The sequence below is a fragment of the Neobacillus sp. GCM10027624 genome (assembly GCF_042675345.1).
Taxonomy (GTDB): Bacteria; Bacillota; Bacilli; order Bacillales; family Cytobacillaceae; genus Neobacillus; species Neobacillus cucumis_D.
Map to the genome: position 1 here is coordinate 720,180 of NZ_JBHTHD010000011.1, position 17,628 is coordinate 737,807.

Genomic DNA, 17,628 nt, shown 5'->3' on the forward strand with positions numbered 1-17,628 from the left:
AGGCGAATGCACATACGGGACAACTGCCCAGCTCATAAAGTATCTGTAGAAAGTAACAAATTTCCAAGGAGTGAAATTACGAATGTATGGTTATGGTTTTGACGGAGGCTGTGGGTACCCGTATGGAGGATATGGTTATCCAGTAGGCGGCGTAGGCTATGGATTTGGATTTGGCGGATTTGCGCTCATCGTTGTGCTCTTTATCCTGCTCATCATCATCGGAGCAAGCTGGGCTTATTAAAATAAAAACTGTAAATAGGATAGTGGCTAATAAAAGAGTTAAAATGGCAAATAAAATTAAAAAAGTAAGAAATAAAATTGAAACTCGGAAGATAAAACTTTCAAAGTGGACAATAAAATAAAAAAGGTAATTTAAAGAGAAAAGACTCCTAAAAAATAGAGAAAAAATTAATTAGCCAGGCATTTGCCTGGCTAATTAACTGTAAAAATAGTAATTTGGCAAATAAAACTGATAAAGTGGCAAATATAATATCGAAAAAGGGAAATAAGTTGGAAAACCGGAAAATTAATACACAAAGCGGCCAATAAAAAAGGAAAGTAACTACATATATCGCCACCCTTCGTGTAAGCGTTTTAAAAAATTAAAATTTCTCGCAGGGTTTGAAATATTTTAAGCGAACATTATTTAATGGACCCTAATCCCAACTAATAAGCACTAGGAAAAAATCTGCCTACCACATATGAACAAACAACAGGTCATACAATTTAGTAAAGCAGACTTAGCAAAAAGGGAAGTGGTGCCAATGGTGGAACGTACGTATCTAATCAAACCAATGATGGACGAAATATACCCGGTTATTGATTATGGAAAAGGGGTCTATTTATATGATTTGGAAGGGAAAAAATATCTTGATGCCGCTTCGGGAGCCGTGACGGCCAATATTGGGCACGGAGTACCGGAAATCATTGAAGCAATGAATAAACAAGCCGATAAAGTTTCATTTGTTTATCGTTCGCAGTTTACAAGTCATCCCGCAGAAGAGCTGGCTAAAAAAATCGCCGAACTAACACCGGGAGACCTAAATTGGAGCTTTTTTGTTAACAGTGGGTCAGAAGCAACGGAAACCGCTATGAAAATAGCCATTCAATACTGGCAGGAAAAAGGAATTCACACGAAAAACAAAATCTTATCTAGATGGGTGAGCTATCATGGCATCACAATGGGGGCTCTTTCCATGTCAGGGCATGCCGCCAGAAGGGCCAGATTTGTTCCATTATTAGAAGACTTTCCAGTCATTAACCCTCCATATTGTTACCGCTGTCCCTATAACCTTGAACCGGCTACCTGCGCTTACCAATGTGCACATGAATTAGAAACAGCCATCAATCGTATTGGTGCAGAAAAGATTGCGGCGTTCATTGCAGAGCCCGTCATTGGGGCATCCGGAGGGGCAATTACCCCGCCAAAGGATTATTTTAAGGTTATTAAAAAAATCTGCGACCAATACGACATTCTTTTTATCGCAGATGAAGTCATGACTGGTTTTGGCCGAACTGGCACAATTCTTGCAATAGAACAATGGGGGGCAATACCTGATATTGTTACCTTTGGAAAGGGGATGGGGGCCGGTTATACTCCAATTGCTGCTGCCGTTGCAAGCGAAAAAGTTATGGAACCTATACTCGCTGGTACCAAATCCGTCATGAGTGGTCATACGTTAAGCGCGAATCCACAATCCTGTGCTGTTTCCTTGGCCGTACTTGAATACCTTGAGAAAAATGAGATTGTTAAAGAAGTAGAACAGAAGAGTGTGTACTTAAGATTTCTACTGGAAAAATTAAAAAGTCAATATTCATTTATTGGGGAAGTACGTGGTAAAGGACTGTTGCTTGGAATTGAGTTTGTTGAAGACAAAACAACCAAACGACCTTTTCCGAGAAAAGCAGCGGTCACACAGACGATGGTCACACTTGGAAAGGAAAACGGTCTTCTTGTATATCCGGCAGGAGCGGGAATGGACGGTGTTAACGGAGATTCCATTATCATTTCCCCTCCGTTAACCATTAGCAAAAGGGAGATGGAAGAGCTCTTTAGTTTATTAAAAGCTACATTTGAAGCATTTTCAAAGCACATAACTGAACATGTTTAGGGCGGTGGTACAAGAATGGAAAATCCATTTGGAAAAATTACAACACTGGAAAAAGTAATGGAGTTTTTCCATGACGGAATGTCATTGTTGTTCGGAGGCTTTGGCGGGGTTGGATCTCCCCCGACTCTTATTGATGGAATCTTAGAAAAGGGAATTCGAGATTTAACGTTAATTGGGAATGATACAGGATTTCCTCACATCGGGATAGGGAAAATTGTCAGTCAAGAGCGGGCAGTGAAAGTGATTGCCTCCCATATTGGTTCAAATCCTATTGCAGGTAATTTAATGAATGAAGGGAAGCTTGAGGTGGAATTTTCACCGCAGGGAATTTTATCTGAACGGATCCGCGCAGGTGGAGTGGGCCTCCCCGGGATTCTATCCGATATCGGAATGGACATTGATATGGTCGCAAAAAACAAACCGGTTATGACCTTAAATGGAAAGGAGTATCTCGTTGAAACCCCGCTAACGGCGGAAGTTGCCATCATTTATGCTAAGAAAGCAGATGAATATGGTAATTTAATTTATGACAAGAGTGCTAGAAACAATAATCCACTCGTAGCGATGGCTGGTGATTTGACGATTGTGGAAGTAGAAGAAATTGTCCCAATGGGGAGTCTGAATCCGGAGGAAATTATTACTCCAGGTGTGTTCGTAGATTATATTATTCCTTCGAAGGGGGTGAATTGGAAATGGGCATGGGGGTAGATATCCGCAATCAAATGGCAAGACGCGCCTCCGAAGAAATTAAGAATGGGATGGTCGTCAACCTCGGGATTGGAATCCCTTCGCTCGTTCCGAATCACCTTCATAGGGATATGAAAGTGATGTTTCATGCTGAAAACGGAATCACTGGAATGGGCCCTAGTCCACAAAAGGGGTCAGAAGATGAAAATTTATGTAATGCGGGTGGATTTCCGGTAACGCTTATTAGCGGCGGGTCGTACTGTGACAGTGCGATAGCTTTTGGCATGATCCGCAGGGGCAGAGTCGATATCACCGTACTGGGTTCCCTCCAGGTCAGCCAAAAAGGTGATCTTGCAAACTGGATTGTTCCAGGGAAAAAGGTTCCCGGAATGGGCGGGGCCATGGAACTCGCTCAAAAGGCGAAAAAGGTCATTGTCTTAATGAATCATTGTGATAAGTTTGGCAATCCAAAAATCGTAAAAGCGTGCACATTGCCATTAACTTCCTCTGCTTGTGTGGATTTGATTATTACGGAGATGGCTGTTTTTAAAGTGACAGAAAAGGGACTAATCTTAAGCGAACTATTTGCCCCGTTTAATTTAGAAAATGTTAAAGAAAAAACGGGCTGTGAATTTACCGTTAGTGAGCAGATTCGGAAAATTCCTTATTAATTCTTTCATTTGGCACCAAAGGAGTGAATCGATTGAAAACGATAGAGGATCGAGTGAAAAATTGGCTGAATGATAACCGGAACCGGGGAGCAAAGCTTTTACAATTAATGGTTCAGGAAAACAGTACGAGAGGAAATGAAAGCGGTGCCCAGGCGATCGTGATTGAAAAGTGCCGGCAGCTTGGGCTGGATTTGGATATTTGGGAAATTGACGATGATGAATTAAAAAATCATCCAGCCTTTTGCTGTGACCGTCAAAGCTTTGAAGGCAATCCCAATTTAGTCGCCGTATTAAAAGGTACGGGCGGGGGAAAATCCATTATTCTTAATGGTCACATCGATGTAGTGCCTGTTGGAGATGAAAAAAACTGGTCGCATGACCCTTTTAGCGGGCGAATTGAAAATGGAAAATTATTTGGCCGCGGGTCGACAGATATGAAAGGCGGTTCAGCAGCCCTTCTTCTTGCAATCGAATCCTTAATTGAAACAGGAATCAAACTCAAGGGAGATGTCATTTTTCAGAGTGTGATTGAAGAAGAGAGCGGCGGTGCCGGAACGCTCGCAGCAGTTTTAAGGGGATATCGTGCCGATGGAGCAATTATTCCTGAGCCCACCAACATGAAGATTTTTCCTAAACAGCAAGGCTCCATGTGGTTTCGGATAACGGTGAAAGGGCGGGCTGCCCATGGGGGAACAAGGTACGAGGGAATTAGTGCAATTGAGAAGTCTGTTCGTGTCATTGAGCGCCTGCAGCAATTAGAGAAAGACCGAAACGCGAGAATAACCGATCCCCTTTTTGATTCGATTCCCATCCCAATTCCAATTAATATTGGAAAAATAAATAGTGGGGAATGGCCTTCCTCTGTTCCGGATTTAGCCTTTATTGAAGGTAGAATGGGAGTTGCTCCTGATGAAACCATTCCAACAGCTAAGCTGGAAATGGAGAATTGTTTACAGGAATTAAATCAGTGTGATGAATGGTTCCGGGCAAACCCCCTTCAGATCGAATGGTTTGGCGGACGATGGATTCCTGGGTCTCTTGAAAGTGATCATCCATTAATGAAAGAATTATCGGTTAGTTTCCAAGAAATTACCGGTGAAGCTCCTGTAATTGAAGCAAGCCCATGGGGAACGGATGGTGGAATTCTGTCATCTGTTGGGAATACGCCGGTAGTCGTCTTTGGCCCCGGAATTACCGAAACCGCACATGATGCTGATGAACATATCGAACTTGAAGACCTATATATCGCAAGTGAAATTATCGCACGGACATTAATGAATTGGTGCGGCGTTAGTGACTAATTGGAAAAGAGCCCTAAATCTTAAGATTATGTAAAGGCCTGACTTTTTCCAGTCAGGTATTTTTTTATGGCAATAATCTGCTAATATTAAAAAATAGGAGTGATTGAAATGACTGAAACAGCTACAACAATTATCATTGAGGAAAATAATTATTATTTAAATGCTTATGTAGACCCATTTAACAAACGAATTCGCGTTGATGATTATCGCGGGAATACTAGTTTAGTATTAAAGCAGGCAGAAGAAATTGTTCATCAACACCAAGCGGAAAAATTAATTGTTAAGGGCCGAGTGGAGGATCTTCAATTATTTTATGAAAAGGGCCTGCAGCCTGAGGCCATTCTTGATCGTTATTTTCTCGGTTCAGATGCGTATTTCTTTTCTAAATTTTACACAGTAGAACGGAAAAAGAATGAATATTGGATAAAAGAGGATGAAATCCTTCAAAGCATCTATCAATTGGACCCTTCAGTTGAAAAGCCTTATCCGCCAAAAGAGTACGAGTTAAAAAAAGCCGATGAAAGCTTTGCTGAACAACTTGCAACCCTTTATGGTCAGGTTTTTGAAATTTATCCAACTCCAATGAATGACCCGGAATATGTGAAAAAGACGATGCAGGAAGGAACGGTTTATTATGTCTTCTTCCATGAAGGAAAAATTGTCAGCGCTGCATCCGCTGAGATTAATGCATTTTACAAAAATGCTGAGTTAACCGATTGTGCGACACTTCCAGAATACCGTGGAAAATATGGTTTAATGAAAATCCTTCTTAAGGAGCTTGAAGGGGAATTAAAGAGACAGGGCGTTTATTGTGCTTATTCCATTGCAAGATCGCTTTCCTTTGGCATGAATGCTGCTTTGTTTCAACTGGGATACAGCTACCGGGGAAGATTTATGAACAATTGCTATATTTATGACAAGCTTGAAGATATGAATATGTGGGTAAAGAATCTGGCAAACTGCTAAATTTTCGGCGCTAGTGACGAATTTTCGGCACCTTGTTTTGTAATGATTTTTGGCAGGTGAAAATAGTTGATTCAATTAACAGCGTTAACATCAGAAGTTCTTACAGCCATATTAAGTAGCATTGATGAAGGAATTCACGTCGTAAATACGAATGGAGAAACTATCTATTACAATGAAGTAGCAGCAAAACATGATGGAATGGAAGTAAAAGAGGTGCAGGGCAAACATTTATTTGACGCCTTTCCATCCCTGACGGAGGAATCAAGTACCCTTCTAAAGGTCATTAAGACCAAGAAGCCTATTTATAATCAAACACAGGTCTATGTGAATTTACATGGTACAAGGATTGATACCATCAATACAACCTTACCGATTTTTCTTGAAAAGGAAGTCATTGGTGCTGTTGAGATTGCGAAGGACTATTCTAGAATGAAACTGCTTGCAGAGAGGCTTTTAGATCTGCAAAAGGGCTTAAATAAAGGAAGCAAGAAAAAAACGGTAAATGATGTAAAGTACACTCTAGATGATTTAAAAACAGAGAATGATATCTTTAGAAATATGAAAAACGAAGCAAAAAAACTGGCAAAATCAGATGCACCGATCCTTGTATATGGTGAGTCCGGTACAGGAAAAGAATTGTTTGTTCAAGGAATTCACTATGAATCACGTCGAAGCGATGGACCATTTATTGCACAAAACTGTGCGGCAATACCTGAATCACTGCTGGAGAGTATTCTTTTCGGTACCGCGAAAGGAAGCTACACTGGTGCAGTTGAGCGTAAAGGTTTATTTGAACTCGCAGATGGCGGAACGCTTTTCCTGGACGAATTACATGCCATGCCAGTGGAATTACAGGCAAAGCTTTTAAGGGTATTAGAAGATGGTATCGTTAGAAGAGTGGGGAGCGCGCAGAATATCGCTGTTGATGTGCGGGTGATTGCGGCTATGAATGTTCATCCGACTGTAGCCTTAGAGGAGCAAAAGATTCGTTATGACGTGTATTATCGATTAAACGTTTTTACCTTTTCGCTGCTGCCGCTCAGAGACAGGACCGAAGATATATTCTTTCTAACAGACCATTTTATTAAGGGTTTTAATCAAAAATTGCAAAAAAACGTAAAGGGATTAGATGATCGCCTCACTGCTTTCTTTAGGGACTATGCCTGGCCCGGCAATGTCAGGGAGTTAAAGCATACAATTGAATACATGATGAATATATGTGAAGGAGACAATCTAACAAATGAAGATTTGCCGATTATGCTTAGACAGCAGGCTGTAACCCATAAGCCAAAGCGGATTGAAGTTGAAAGTGAGACCCTTTCATTAAGAAAAAACATGGAAGAGCTTGAGAAGAAACTAATTGAAAATGCGCTTAGCGAGTCAGGCGGAAATATCAATCAAGCTGCTAAGCTATTAGAAATCCCAAGACAGACCCTTCAATATAAACTGAAGAAAACAAGTTTTTAGATGCCGAATTTTCGGCATCTTTTTTTATTAAAATTACGAATTTTCGATTAAAATTCCAACAATTTTAAAAAGAAATGGATATTATCAAGGTTTTATCGCTTTGGCACACTTCTTGCATATTAATAAAGTGTAATCATTGATTGGAGGAATGTAGTTATGAAACAAACATTATACAAGCCAGAGCGTCACTGGAAAGATATCGAACTATGGAAGGATGTAACCGAAGAGCAGTGGAACGATTGGCTATGGCAATTAACAAATACCATCCGTACAGTGGATGATTTAAAAAAGGTTATCAATTTAACTCCTGAAGAAGAAGAAGGCGTAAAAATTTCAACTAAGACGATTCCATTAAATATTACTCCTTATTATGCTTCACTTATGAACCCGGATGATCCGCGTTGTCCAATTCGGATGCAGTCTGTTCCGATTTCAGCAGAAATCCATAAAACAAAATATGATTTGGAAGATCCATTACATGAAGACGAGGATTCACCAGTTCCAGGCTTAACACATCGTTATCCGGATCGTGTTCTTTTCCTAGTAACCAATCAGTGTTCTATGTATTGCCGTTACTGTACAAGAAGACGTTTCTCCGGCCAAGTTGGTATGGGCGTTCCAAAGAAACAGCTAGACGCAGCGATTAATTATATTCGTAATACCCCACAGGTTCGCGATGTGTTAATTTCCGGCGGTGACGGATTGTTAATTAACGACAATATTTTAGAATACATTTTGAAAAATTTAAGGGAAATTGACCATGTTGAAATTATCCGTATCGGAACAAGAGCACCGGTTGTATTCCCGCAACGTATTACTGAAAACCTTTGCAATATTTTGAAAAAGTATCATCCAATCTGGCTGAATACTCACTTTAATACATCAATTGAAATCACTGAGGAATCAAAGAAAGCATGTGAAATGCTTGCAAATGCGGGTGTACCGATTGGGAACCAAGCTGTTATCCTTGCCGGAATTAATGACAGCGTAGCAATCATGAAAAAATTAATGCATGATCTTGTCAAAATTCGTGTTCGTCCTTACTATATTTATCAATGTGACCTATCAGAAGGAATTGGACACTTCCGTGCACCAGTATCAAAAGGATTGGAAATCATTGAAGGTTTACGTGGACATACGAGCGGCTATGCGGTACCTACATTCGTTGTAGATGCTCCTGGAGGCGGCGGAAAAATTTCCTTGCAGCCAAACTATCTTATTTCTCAAAGTCCTGAAAAAGTTGTTCTTCGTAACTTTGAAGGTGTTATTACTTCTTATCCGGAACCAGAAAACTATGTACCAGGGAAAGCAGAAGCTTATTTCGAAGGAATCTATCCTGATTATCAAGAAAAACGCTCCTTGGCGGGAATTGCGGGTATCATGAATGATCAGCACTTTAACCTTATTCCTGAAGGTCTAACACGTTTAGATCGCCGTAATGATTACAATCAAGACCCTGAACATCATTCATTAAAGGATAACCGTGGCAAGCGGGATGAGATGAAGGAGAAGAAATTCCAAGCACTTGCAAAGAAGGAAGAATTGAAAAAAACCGGTACAGCAAATGATCAAGCAAAAGAATAGGGGGTGCCGTCATGAGCCATAGTTGTGAATGGTGCGATAGCACGAATATTAATGAAATTTCCGATTCAGTATATTGGGAATTGCCGGATGGAACAAGAGCTATTGAAATAACGGATACCCCTGCAGTTTCCTGCAGCGAGTGTGCAATGATCTATCAAAAAGAAGTGACTGTTAAAGGAATTGAAGATCAATTATATTTAATTGATTGCAAACAAATTGGAAAAACTATTACCTATCAGGAATTAATGAATATTCCAAGATTATTAAAGAAAAATTACTTTGATTTTTCTTCATAAGATTCTAAACAGCCAGCAGGTTTGAAGTGACCCCCTTAGGTTGGACTAATAATCCAACTTAGGGGGGTTTTTTGCTTTTCTCTAGACGCAGGAACCTCTTTCCGTTATAGTTTTCTTTAAAAACATGAAAGGTGTTTTTTTAATGAGGAAATCCTTTTATCATTTTTTAATGAAATACAGACATCCCGAGCCAAAGGATGCGATTAGCCGATTTGCCAATGAAGCTTTCGAGGATCACAGCTTTCCAAAAACTTCAGAGGATTACAATGATCTATCCTCCTACCTTGAACTAAATGGACATTATTTAGAATCTATGGCGGTATTTGATGAAGCCTGGCAGGAATATCTTTTATCGGAAAAATAATACTTGAATCGTCTCTTATAAAGGGGGCGATTTTTTTATTTTCTTTACTTACTTAATTTTTCACTTGCATGTGCCGGCAAATAAATTAGTGCATATACTATTGTAATCAAAATTCACGGCTCAACACCTGAGAGGATGGAGGATATGGAGAAACGAAAAAAACCGAAGTATAAGATCGGTGATACGGTCGTGATTACGATGTATGGTACAGTTGGCAAGGTTACAGATATCAAATGGCTTGATGATCGATACGTCTACGAGGTAAATAAGAGCGATGGTCTTTTTGTTGAATCGGGACTTCAGCTTCTTTCAGAATATGAAGGTACTGTGATGGAGCAGGAGCAAATCGATATTGAGTATAAGTTTTTTTTCGGTGATTTGGTTCAAGTGAGCGGGTATGGCGCCGATTTATTTAAAATTGTCGGCTTTAGAACCGAAATCTGGCGCTACAAAGAGGATGCATGGGAAGATGTCATTTATGAGCTCTCAAGAGTAAGTGATGGGGAATGGCTTGAAGCAGGAGAGGAAGAGCTAACTCTTGTTGCAGATGCCGAGAGTGCAGATACATTTATCCAAAAACTAGGTCTCCTATACTTAATTAACAAACAGCAGAAACCAGCCAAAACTCAGAAACTACAAAATACCATCAGAAAAGCAGAGTATGAAGAAATCGAACGAAAAAAAGAAAAAAAAGAGTTAATTGATAATTTACTGGATATATTCAATGATTATCGAATTTTATATGAACTATTTCACGATCAAGAATACTACCATGTGATGAGAGTAATCCTTAGAAAATTGGAAAGCCTCGTGAATAACGATGGTAAAAGCCATGTATAGACTTGCTACCACCTCGTAATTTCGAATAAGAGGTACAGAACAAGAGGAATTCCACCCCATTTAATAAAAAAGAATAATAAATTCGTAATCTTTTCAAATAATTGGAGGGTGTAACCATCCTCCCGATTCACGTCTTCAATAAATGCCTCAAATTTCATTTGTAAGTTTGACATCATATCACCTCAGAATTGTTCTTTTCACCATCCTATGCTTGTCCAAATCAAAATAGACATGTTTTTTAAGAGGAAAATCGGTAATAATGAAAGCTATTACAATTTGAAACTGACTTTGCATTTTTGTGAACTAACTAGCATGAAAAAGCCTGTTTCATCATAGATTTTCTAAAAAGGGGGCGATGCTAATGAGAGAAATTGAAGTATTTATTGATACAGAAGAAATTGCAGAATTTTTCTTTCATGAGCTTGTAAAAAGGGGATACGTTCCTAGTGATGAGGAATTGGAAGAACTCGCAGATATCACCTTCGAATATTTAATCGAAAAAAGTATTATCGATGAAGAAATTCAAGATGAATAATCTTTTAGAATAAAGCGAACAAAGGCGAGCTTAAGATGCTCGCTCAGGCTGTCGAGTTCTTTTCGATAGCTTTTATTTTTTTTAAAACAATTCACCGCGTTAATTTGTTTCAATGTTATTAGAGTATGGTCTGTGCAATAAGTCTGTTGATTTCCGCTCCAGGCACTTCGCTTTCCGCGGGCGTGCCGGGGAGCCTCCTCGTCGCTTCGCTCCTGCGGGGTCTCCCCAGCCCCGTACTCCCGCAGGAGTCTTCGTGCCTTCCGCTCCAATCAACAGGTGCATTCAATAAAAATTTTAACTCCTAAACTATTTATAATAAGTGAGAATTTAATGTTTAAGCAAAGTGAGTATGAATTTGTTTCTATGATGAATTAGTTCAAAATGACCCTCTTCTAGGCTTGATTGGCAAATAATATTGATTTTTCGTTTCTTCTCGAAAATGTTTATACTTATTATATTGAGGATAATGGACGCTTAACTGATCCGCTTATTCTTTTTAAGATATGTTTATTGGGTATCTTTTTGGGATGCGTTCTGAAAGACAATATGGTTGGGGGACGTGTTTTATTTACGGAATCGCCCCATTTAAAAGCAAGCACAAAAAAACATAAATATACAATTACGTAAAGGTAGAGACTGGCGAATATTTAGAGAAATTAATAATTGTTTTGCCCCCTGTAGATTGAAGCGGAGGGCACTCGACTCCTGCGGGATAGAGAGGTCACTGGAGACCCCGCAGGCGCAAGCGCCGAGGAGGCTCCAGGACCTCCCCGCGGAAAGCGAGTGACCGGAGCGGAAATCAACAGGCCCTATTGTATAGGTTGTTAAAAATTGGTATTAGAATTTAGCAAAGAAAAAAATGCCGAGCATAGGATGCTCGCTTTTTGTTTTTTTAAGAAAAATTTTACGAAACCTTTTGATATATCCTTCGTATACATGAGTAGTCAGAGATGAAGGAGGGAAAGCGGATGTTTAAAAAAATTCTAAAATCGATTTTGAATAGCAAACTTAATTCTCATAAATACTCATCTTCAAGCGACGCATGGAAAAAAATGAAACATCATAAACATAACCAACTCGGGTCTTATCATTATAAGAAAAAATATAAAAGTGGAAGCTTTATGTCTAGTTTTTTTAGTAGCTAGGCCATTGATTGAAGGAATTAAGATATGTGGAAGAAAATGATTCATACTGTCTCTGGGTTCATCGAAAGACCGTTTCCCAAAGATGCGTTAATTGCGAACCGATTTAAAGTAATCGAGCTAATAGGTGCGGGCAGCTATGGTTTTTGTTATCTTGTGGTTGATCAAAAGGATCATCAAATAAAGGTGTTAAAAACATTAAGGCTTCACAAAAGAATAACAGATTCCGGAAAAAGCAGCTTCGAGTTCGAAAAAAAACTTTTGGCATCGATTGAACATCAAGGATTTCCTCAATATTTTGAAGAGGGAATCCATTCAGGTATTCCTTTTTACACGATGGAATATCTGAATGGGAAAAATTTTGAGCAGCTGATCTTTATCGAAGGAAAAACCTTTTTAGAAAAAGAGGTCTTTTTAATCGCCAGTCAATTACTGCAACTTATAGAACATTTACACGACAGACAAATCATTCATCGGGATATTCGAATTCCAAATGTCATTGTTGTAGATTCTACAATCCGGCTTATTGATTTTGGGCTGGCCCGGAAACTAAGTCAACTTGATGCAACGAAGCGAAAATGGAAAAAAGACTTGCGAAAAGAAATCAACCCGCAAGCTGATTTTTACGGTCTTGGTCATTTTCTTTTATTTTTGCTTTATTCTGATTTTCCTTTACCTCATGATAAAAAGGAAAGAAGCTGGGAAGAAGAACTATCGATTTCAAGCGGGGCAAAACATATTATTAGACGGCTTTTGCAAATTGAACCAGCGTATGAAAATTGCAGACAAATTGAAGCAGATATTTTAGAGATTATATAGGGGGAGAACAACCATATGTCATTTTTTAATAAGGTTTTTGCAAGTGTTGGAATAGGAGCGGCAACCGTCGATACAAAGCTTGAAAAGGATACGTATATGCCTGGTGAAATGATAAAGGGAATCGTTGAAGTATGTGGCGGCAAGGTTGAACAGCAGGTTGACGATATTTACTTATCATTAAATACCACATACTTAAGGGAAGCCGATGACCGTAAATATTCGGTTACTGCTTGTATTGATCGTTTTCGTTTAACGACCCCTTTCACGATTCAAGTAAATGAAAGAAAGCAGATTCCTTTTTCTTTCCAGCTTCCAGAGGATACTCCTGTTTCGATTGGCAGATCGAAAGTTTGGGTTTCTACAGGCTTGGATATTAAAAACGGGGTAGACCCAAGTGATAAGGATTACTTAAAGGTTGTGCCGAATCCATTAATGACAGCAGTCTTTAATGCAATTGACAATTTAGGGTTCCGGATTCGCGAAGCTGACTGTGAAGAGGCACCGCACCGGATGCGGCGTAGATTGCCATTTGTTCAAGAGTTTGAATTTGTGCCAGCATCCGGACCGTTCCGTGGGAAATTAGATGAATTAGAAGTGGTTTTCTTTCCCTCAGGCAATGGGTCCATGGATATTATGCTACAGGTTGACCGCCGTGCCAGGGGATTAGCCGGGCTATTTTCAGAGGCACTGGAAATGGATGAAACAAATGTAAGATTAACCGTTACAAATGCGGACATTCCGTCTTTACAACAGAAAATCGAAAGTGTTATCCATAGATACGCTTAAACCTTTTACGATGAAGCCACAGGTTTCATCGGTTTTTAGCATTTTCATTTCAATTAAATTAAAGAAAATGTCATTCGACAAAATTAGACGTTTTTTTCGGAAGGAATCGACAGGGAGTTTCTATAATTAATATAGTAATAACCTTTGATTGGAGGAATATGATGATCAGAATGTTAACCCGAAGAGCAAATATGCAATATGATGTGACGATCTTTCAAACTCCAAAGTACAGAGAGCGTAAAGGGTATAAGGCTGTGTACCGGACATACATTAAAGCAAATAACCGCGAACAATGCCTTCATGAAACCTTTAGTCGTTTTAATGTGACTGACCGAATCCCTGAAAATTATAAAGGGCGGTTCCTTTCGACAGGGGATATCATTCTGATTGATGAAGGAAGGGGCGGGCAGCATTACTTCCAATTAAAATCTGGAGGCTGGGAGCCAATAAATCGGCTTCTCATCCGCTAGGAACGTTTAAAAACCTAAGGAAATCCTTAGGTTCTTTTTCGGCCGCCTGTAGCCTGATGTTCTTTTGCATGTGCTTCATGTTCAGCCACTATCGCTTCCGGCGGAATATGATTATTTTTCTTTGGCGAAGCTGTGCGGTTTCGATGTTTTTTTCCCATTCGTTAATTCTCCTCCTTTTCTTCTTCAAAAATAGTTTCCCACAAAAATAAAAATTCATGTCTGATCCTAGATTGATTTTTCATTACAAAATGATTGTGATATATTGTCAATGGTGGGTAGAATACCCACACCAGGGAATAATCGAGTTTGATTTTCCTAAGATATGATTGGAGGATTATAAATGAGCGTACATATTGCAGCGAAAGAAAATGATATTGCTGAAACAGTCCTGCTTCCAGGAGACCCGCTTCGGGCAAAATATATTGCAGAAACCTTTTTAGAGGGTGCAGTATGTTATAACGAAGTCCGCAATATGTTTGGTTTTACTGGTACCTATAAGGGAAAAAAAGTTTCTGTTCAAGGAACAGGTATGGGGATTCCATCGATTTCGATTTATGTAAATGAATTAATCCAAAGCTATAATGTTCAAAACTTAATCCGTGTTGGAACCTGCGGTGCCATCCAAAAGGATGTAAAGGTCCGGGACGTTATTTTGGCGATGTCAAGCTCCACTGATTCCAATATGAATCGTCTTACATTTGGCGGAATTGATTATGCCCCAACAGCCGACTTCAATTTATTAAAAAAAGCATATGATGCAGGCATTGAAAAAGGGTTAAATTTAAAGGTTGGCAGCGTCTTTACTGCCGATATGTTCTACAATGATAATGCTGAACATGAAAAATGGGCCCAATATCAAATTCTTGCACTTGAAATGGAAACAACCGCACTTTATACACTTGCAGCTAAATTTGGCCGCAAAGCGCTTTCTGTTCTGACTGTAAGTGATCATCTACTAACAGGTGAAGAAACGACTGCAGAAGAAAGACAACTAACCTTTAATGATATGATTGAAGTAGCATTAGAAGCGGCAATAAAAGAATAAAATATCAACATAACTCCTCTTCGTCCTTTGCAGAGGGGTTTTTTGTTTTTAAGAGAGGAACTATATCCTCCTGTGGAGAATTTAATAATGACTAGGTGTGAGAACGATCATCGAAAATTGTCGAATTCGTTGTAGAATGAATGTAAACTGTCATGTTTTATAAAAGATTGTGTGGTGAATCATTTTTATGAAAGAAGAACTCAAGTTAGATATTACCGGGATGACTTGTGCAGCCTGTTCAGCAAGAATCGAAAAAGTCCTCAATAAGATGGATACCGTCGAGGCCAATGTAAATTTAGCAATGGAATCAGCGGCTGTATCCTTTGAAAATGAAAAAGTTTCGAGTGACGAAATCATCAAAAAAATAGAGAAACTTGGTTACGGAGCGACTGAAACAGAGGATCGAAATGTAAAAGCCCAACATAAGGAAGAAGAGTTACAACAACGAAAAAATAAACTTTTGTTTTCCGTTATTTTATCGATTCCCTTACTTTACACCATGCTCGCCCATATGCCTTTGGATATTGGATTGCCTATGCCTTCTTTTTTAATGAATCCATGGTTTCAATTGTTGCTTGCAACGCCCATTCAGTTTTATATTGGGGGCCCGTTCTATAAAAGTGCATATAAATCCTTGAAAAATAAAAGTGCAAACATGGATGTTCTTGTTGCACTAGGTACTTCTGCCGCCTATTTTTACAGTCTTTCAGAAGGGATTAAAACAATTGGACAACCCTATTACGCCCCCCATCTTTATTATGAAACGAGCGCCGTACTAATTACCTTAATTCTTTTGGGCAAATTATTTGAAGCCCTTGCAAAAGGACGGACGACGGAGGCAATTTCTAAACTGTTAGGACTACAGGCAAAAGAAGCAACCATTTTAAAAAACGGAAATGAAATCAGGGTTCCACTAGAAGAGGTGCAGGTTGCGGACACGGTGATCGTTAAACCCGGTGAGAAAATTCCGGTAGACGGAGAGGTCGTTTCTGGACAATCTTCCGTAGATGAATCCATGATTACAGGTGAATCGATTCCGGTTGAAAAAATAATCGGGGATCCTGTTATTGGGTCAACCCTCAATAAAAATGGTACGTTAACGCTAAGAGCAACAAAGGTTGGAAAAAATACGGCATTAGCCGGTATTATTAAAATAGTCGAAGAAGCACAGGGAAGTAAAGCGCCGATTCAAAGGGTTGCCGACACAATTTCCGGTTATTTTGTTCCGGTAGTAGTGGCTTTATCGATTTTGACCTTCTTAATCTGGTACATTATCATCGAACCGGGACATTTTCCGTCAGCATTTGAAACGGCCATTGCCGTTCTTGTCATTGCTTGTCCATGCTCACTTGGACTTGCAACTCCTACCTCGATTATGGTTGGAACTGGTAAAGGGGCGGAAATGGGAATTTTATTTAAAGGTGGAGAACATTTAGAAACTGCTCATAAAATCAATGTAATTGTCCTTGATAAAACAGGGACGGTAACAAAGGGGCAGCCAACCGTTACGGATTTTATTGCTTATCAGGATGAAAAGAAGGTCCTGCAATATCTTGTTTCTGCAGAGAAATCATCAGAACACCCTTTGGCAGATGCCATTGTCCAATACGGGATGTCGAAGAGAACAAGTACACTACCTGTCAAACGATTTACAGCCGTTCCGGGTCACGGAATAGAGGCAAAAATTGGTGATGAAGTGGCCGTAATTGGAACAAAGAAGCTAATGGAGATCAAAGGGATTGCCTACCAAGCTGTTCAAAATGACCTTCTCCACTTTGAAAGACAAGGGAAAACGGCGATGTTCATTGCAATTCAAGGAACCATAATGGGGATAATAGCAGTTGCCGATACAGTAAAAGAAAATGCCGAGCTGGCAGTTGATCAATTAAAACAGCTTGGAATAGAAGTATATATGTTAACAGGAGATAATGAGGGTACAGCTAAGGCGATTGCCGGTCAGGTAGGAATTCAGAATGTAATTGCCGAGGTTTTGCCGGACGAAAAAGCAAATCATATTAAGGAACTACAACTGCAAGGGAAAAAGGTGGCGATGGTCGGGGATGGAATCAATGATGCTCCGGCCCTTGCACTTGCCGATATCGGAATTGCAATAGGAACGGGTACGGATGTAGCCATTGAAGTAGCCGATATTACCATTCTGGGTGGAGAGTTGACACTAATTCCAAAAGCAATCGCTTTAAGTAAAAAAACCATGTTAAATATTCGCCAAAACCTTTTCTGGGCTCTCATATACAACTCCGCCGGAATACCGGTCGCTGCCTTAGGCTTCCTCGCACCATGGGTAGCAGGAGCGGCAATGGCATTCAGTTCAGTATCAGTCGTAACCAATTCACTCCGTTTAAAACGGATTAAAATTTAATTTCATTTTTGGCGCTGCCTAATGGGGAGTGCCATTTTTTTAGACAACTTTATCTTTTCTTTGTTAATTTTAATAAAAAGATGTTATTCTAAACACTAAGGGTCCATTTTTCATAGAAGACTTAAAAATGGAGCTCTGTACATAGAAAAAAGGAAGATGATTGT

19 protein-coding genes and 1 pseudogene are annotated in these 17,628 nt (G+C 39.5%); 18 read left to right on the forward strand and 2 right to left on the reverse strand.

Going from position 1 to position 17,628, the window contains the following annotated elements; translation table 11 throughout:
* Positions 1–82: 82 nt before the first annotated feature.
* The 11 genes from ACFQZ9_RS19995 to yodN all read left to right on the forward strand — a co-directional run bounded on the left by ACFQZ9_RS19995 (position 83) and on the right by yodN (position 10,287).
* The gene (locus tag ACFQZ9_RS19995; protein WP_198308914.1) at positions 83–241 is read left to right on the forward strand and encodes a YjcZ family sporulation protein; all 159 of its coding nucleotides are present in this window, start codon (positions 83–85) and stop codon (positions 239–241) included.
* Positions 242–767: 526 nt separating this feature from the next.
* Positions 768–2,111, forward strand: coding sequence for a PLP-dependent aminotransferase family protein (locus ACFQZ9_RS20000; protein ID WP_498945193.1), 1,344 nt, complete (start codon positions 768–770; stop codon positions 2,109–2,111).
* Positions 2,112–2,126: 15 nt separating this feature from the next.
* Positions 2,127–2,819 (forward strand): CoA transferase subunit A, encoded by a 693-nt coding sequence (locus ACFQZ9_RS20005; RefSeq protein ID WP_498945053.1) that lies wholly within the window; start codon positions 2,127–2,129, stop codon positions 2,817–2,819.
* Positions 2,804–3,469, forward strand: coding sequence for a sugar phosphate isomerase family (locus tag ACFQZ9_RS20010; protein WP_498945054.1), 666 nt, complete (start codon positions 2,804–2,806; stop codon positions 3,467–3,469). Before ACFQZ9_RS20005 ends, ACFQZ9_RS20010 begins: the two co-directional genes overlap by 16 nt.
* Before the next feature lie 32 nt (positions 3,470–3,501).
* Positions 3,502–4,770 (forward strand): zinc-binding metallopeptidase family protein, encoded by a 1,269-nt coding sequence (locus ACFQZ9_RS20015; protein WP_498945055.1) that lies wholly within the window; start codon positions 3,502–3,504, stop codon positions 4,768–4,770.
* 108 nt (positions 4,771–4,878) lie between these two features.
* Positions 4,879–5,736, forward strand: a complete 858-nt coding sequence (ablB, locus tag ACFQZ9_RS20020; protein WP_498945056.1) for a putative beta-lysine N-acetyltransferase — start codon at positions 4,879–4,881, stop codon at positions 5,734–5,736.
* A 66-nt stretch (positions 5,737–5,802) separates the two neighbouring features.
* Entirely contained in the window at positions 5,803–7,203 is a 1,401-nt protein-coding gene (locus tag ACFQZ9_RS20025) for a sigma-54 interaction domain-containing protein (RefSeq protein WP_498945057.1), read from the forward strand.
* 156 nt (positions 7,204–7,359) lie between these two features.
* Positions 7,360–8,787: a lysine 2,3-aminomutase gene (gene kamA / locus ACFQZ9_RS20030; RefSeq protein ID WP_498945058.1), complete on the forward strand. Its 1,428-nt coding sequence runs from the start codon at positions 7,360–7,362 to the stop codon at positions 8,785–8,787.
* Positions 8,788–8,798: 11 nt separating this feature from the next.
* The gene (locus ACFQZ9_RS20035; RefSeq protein WP_498945059.1) at positions 8,799–9,083 is read left to right on the forward strand and encodes a YokU family protein; all 285 of its coding nucleotides are present in this window, start codon (positions 8,799–8,801) and stop codon (positions 9,081–9,083) included.
* A gap of 142 nt (positions 9,084–9,225) precedes the next feature.
* Complete coding sequence (locus tag ACFQZ9_RS20040; RefSeq protein WP_026576604.1) at positions 9,226–9,447, forward strand: YozE family protein; 222 nt, start codon at positions 9,226–9,228, stop codon at positions 9,445–9,447.
* Positions 9,448–9,591: 144 nt separating this feature from the next.
* Complete coding sequence (gene yodN, locus ACFQZ9_RS20045) at positions 9,592–10,287, forward strand: germination protein YodN (protein WP_026576603.1); 696 nt, start codon at positions 9,592–9,594, stop codon at positions 10,285–10,287.
* Positions 10,288–10,292: 5 nt separating this feature from the next.
* On the opposite strand, the gene ACFQZ9_RS20050 is transcribed toward yodN, so the two are convergent.
* Complete coding sequence (locus ACFQZ9_RS20050) at positions 10,293–10,460, reverse strand: hypothetical protein (protein WP_155925828.1); 168 nt, start codon at positions 10,458–10,460, stop codon at positions 10,293–10,295.
* Positions 10,461–10,648: 188 nt separating this feature from the next.
* Between ACFQZ9_RS20050 and ACFQZ9_RS20055 the strand changes: the two genes are divergently transcribed.
* From ACFQZ9_RS20055 to ACFQZ9_RS20075, 5 genes and pseudogenes are all read left to right on the forward strand, one after another.
* Positions 10,649–10,822: a YozD family protein gene (locus tag ACFQZ9_RS20055; RefSeq protein ID WP_071355860.1), complete on the forward strand. Its 174-nt coding sequence runs from the start codon at positions 10,649–10,651 to the stop codon at positions 10,820–10,822.
* Between the two features lie 402 nt (positions 10,823–11,224).
* Positions 11,225–11,367, forward strand: a pseudogene (locus ACFQZ9_RS20060) (transposase); the annotation flags it as partial.
* Positions 11,368–11,991: 624 nt separating this feature from the next.
* Positions 11,992–12,783, forward strand: coding sequence for a serine/threonine-protein kinase (locus ACFQZ9_RS20065; protein WP_498945060.1), 792 nt, complete (start codon positions 11,992–11,994; stop codon positions 12,781–12,783).
* A 15-nt stretch (positions 12,784–12,798) separates the two neighbouring features.
* A complete protein-coding gene (locus ACFQZ9_RS20070) occupies positions 12,799–13,569 on the forward strand; it encodes a sporulation protein (RefSeq protein ID WP_498945061.1) in 771 nt (256 codons plus the stop codon).
* Positions 13,570–13,730: 161 nt separating this feature from the next.
* Positions 13,731–14,039, forward strand: a complete 309-nt coding sequence (locus tag ACFQZ9_RS20075) for a YodL domain-containing protein (protein ID WP_498945062.1) — start codon at positions 13,731–13,733, stop codon at positions 14,037–14,039.
* 26 nt (positions 14,040–14,065) lie between these two features.
* Here ACFQZ9_RS20075 and yoyE read toward each other — a convergent pair whose 3' ends face one another.
* Positions 14,066–14,197 carry a protein YoyE gene (gene yoyE / locus ACFQZ9_RS20080; protein WP_268884107.1) on the reverse strand — a complete coding sequence of 44 codons (132 nt, stop codon included), beginning with the start codon at positions 14,195–14,197 and terminating at the stop codon, positions 14,066–14,068.
* 182 nt (positions 14,198–14,379) lie between these two features.
* Between yoyE and deoD the strand changes: the two genes are divergently transcribed.
* A complete protein-coding gene (gene deoD, locus ACFQZ9_RS20085) occupies positions 14,380–15,084 on the forward strand; it encodes a purine-nucleoside phosphorylase (RefSeq protein WP_498945063.1) in 705 nt (234 codons plus the stop codon).
* A 187-nt stretch (positions 15,085–15,271) separates the two neighbouring features.
* Positions 15,272–17,464 (forward strand): heavy metal translocating P-type ATPase, encoded by a 2,193-nt coding sequence (locus ACFQZ9_RS20090; protein ID WP_498945064.1) that lies wholly within the window; start codon positions 15,272–15,274, stop codon positions 17,462–17,464.
* The last annotated feature ends 164 nt before the right edge of the window (positions 17,465–17,628 follow it).

Coding starts and splice junctions, on each gene's coding strand:
- ACFQZ9_RS19995 (WP_198308914.1), top strand. CDS start 83: ATGTATGGTTATGGTTTTGACGGAGGCTGTGGGTACCCGTATGGAGGA.
- ACFQZ9_RS20005 (WP_498945053.1), top strand. CDS start 2,127: ATGGAAAATCCATTTGGAAAAATTACAACACTGGAAAAAGTAATGGAG.
- ACFQZ9_RS20010 (WP_498945054.1), top strand. CDS start 2,804: ATGGGCATGGGGGTAGATATCCGCAATCAAATGGCAAGACGCGCCTCC.
- ablB (WP_498945056.1), top strand. CDS start 4,879: ATGACTGAAACAGCTACAACAATTATCATTGAGGAAAATAATTATTAT.
- kamA (WP_498945058.1), top strand. CDS start 7,360: ATGAAACAAACATTATACAAGCCAGAGCGTCACTGGAAAGATATCGAA.
- ACFQZ9_RS20035 (WP_498945059.1), top strand. CDS start 8,799: ATGAGCCATAGTTGTGAATGGTGCGATAGCACGAATATTAATGAAATT.
- ACFQZ9_RS20040 (WP_026576604.1), top strand. CDS start 9,226: ATGAGGAAATCCTTTTATCATTTTTTAATGAAATACAGACATCCCGAG.
- yodN (WP_026576603.1), top strand. CDS start 9,592: ATGGAGAAACGAAAAAAACCGAAGTATAAGATCGGTGATACGGTCGTG.
- ACFQZ9_RS20050 (WP_155925828.1), bottom strand. CDS start 10,460: ATGTCAAACTTACAAATGAAATTTGAGGCATTTATTGAAGACGTGAAT.
- ACFQZ9_RS20055 (WP_071355860.1), top strand. CDS start 10,649: ATGAGAGAAATTGAAGTATTTATTGATACAGAAGAAATTGCAGAATTT.
- ACFQZ9_RS20065 (WP_498945060.1), top strand. CDS start 11,992: ATGTGGAAGAAAATGATTCATACTGTCTCTGGGTTCATCGAAAGACCG.
- ACFQZ9_RS20070 (WP_498945061.1), top strand. CDS start 12,799: ATGTCATTTTTTAATAAGGTTTTTGCAAGTGTTGGAATAGGAGCGGCA.
- ACFQZ9_RS20075 (WP_498945062.1), top strand. CDS start 13,731: ATGATCAGAATGTTAACCCGAAGAGCAAATATGCAATATGATGTGACG.
- yoyE (WP_268884107.1), bottom strand. CDS start 14,197: ATGGGAAAAAAACATCGAAACCGCACAGCTTCGCCAAAGAAAAATAAT.
- deoD (WP_498945063.1), top strand. CDS start 14,380: ATGAGCGTACATATTGCAGCGAAAGAAAATGATATTGCTGAAACAGTC.
- ACFQZ9_RS20090 (WP_498945064.1), top strand. CDS start 15,272: ATGAAAGAAGAACTCAAGTTAGATATTACCGGGATGACTTGTGCAGCC.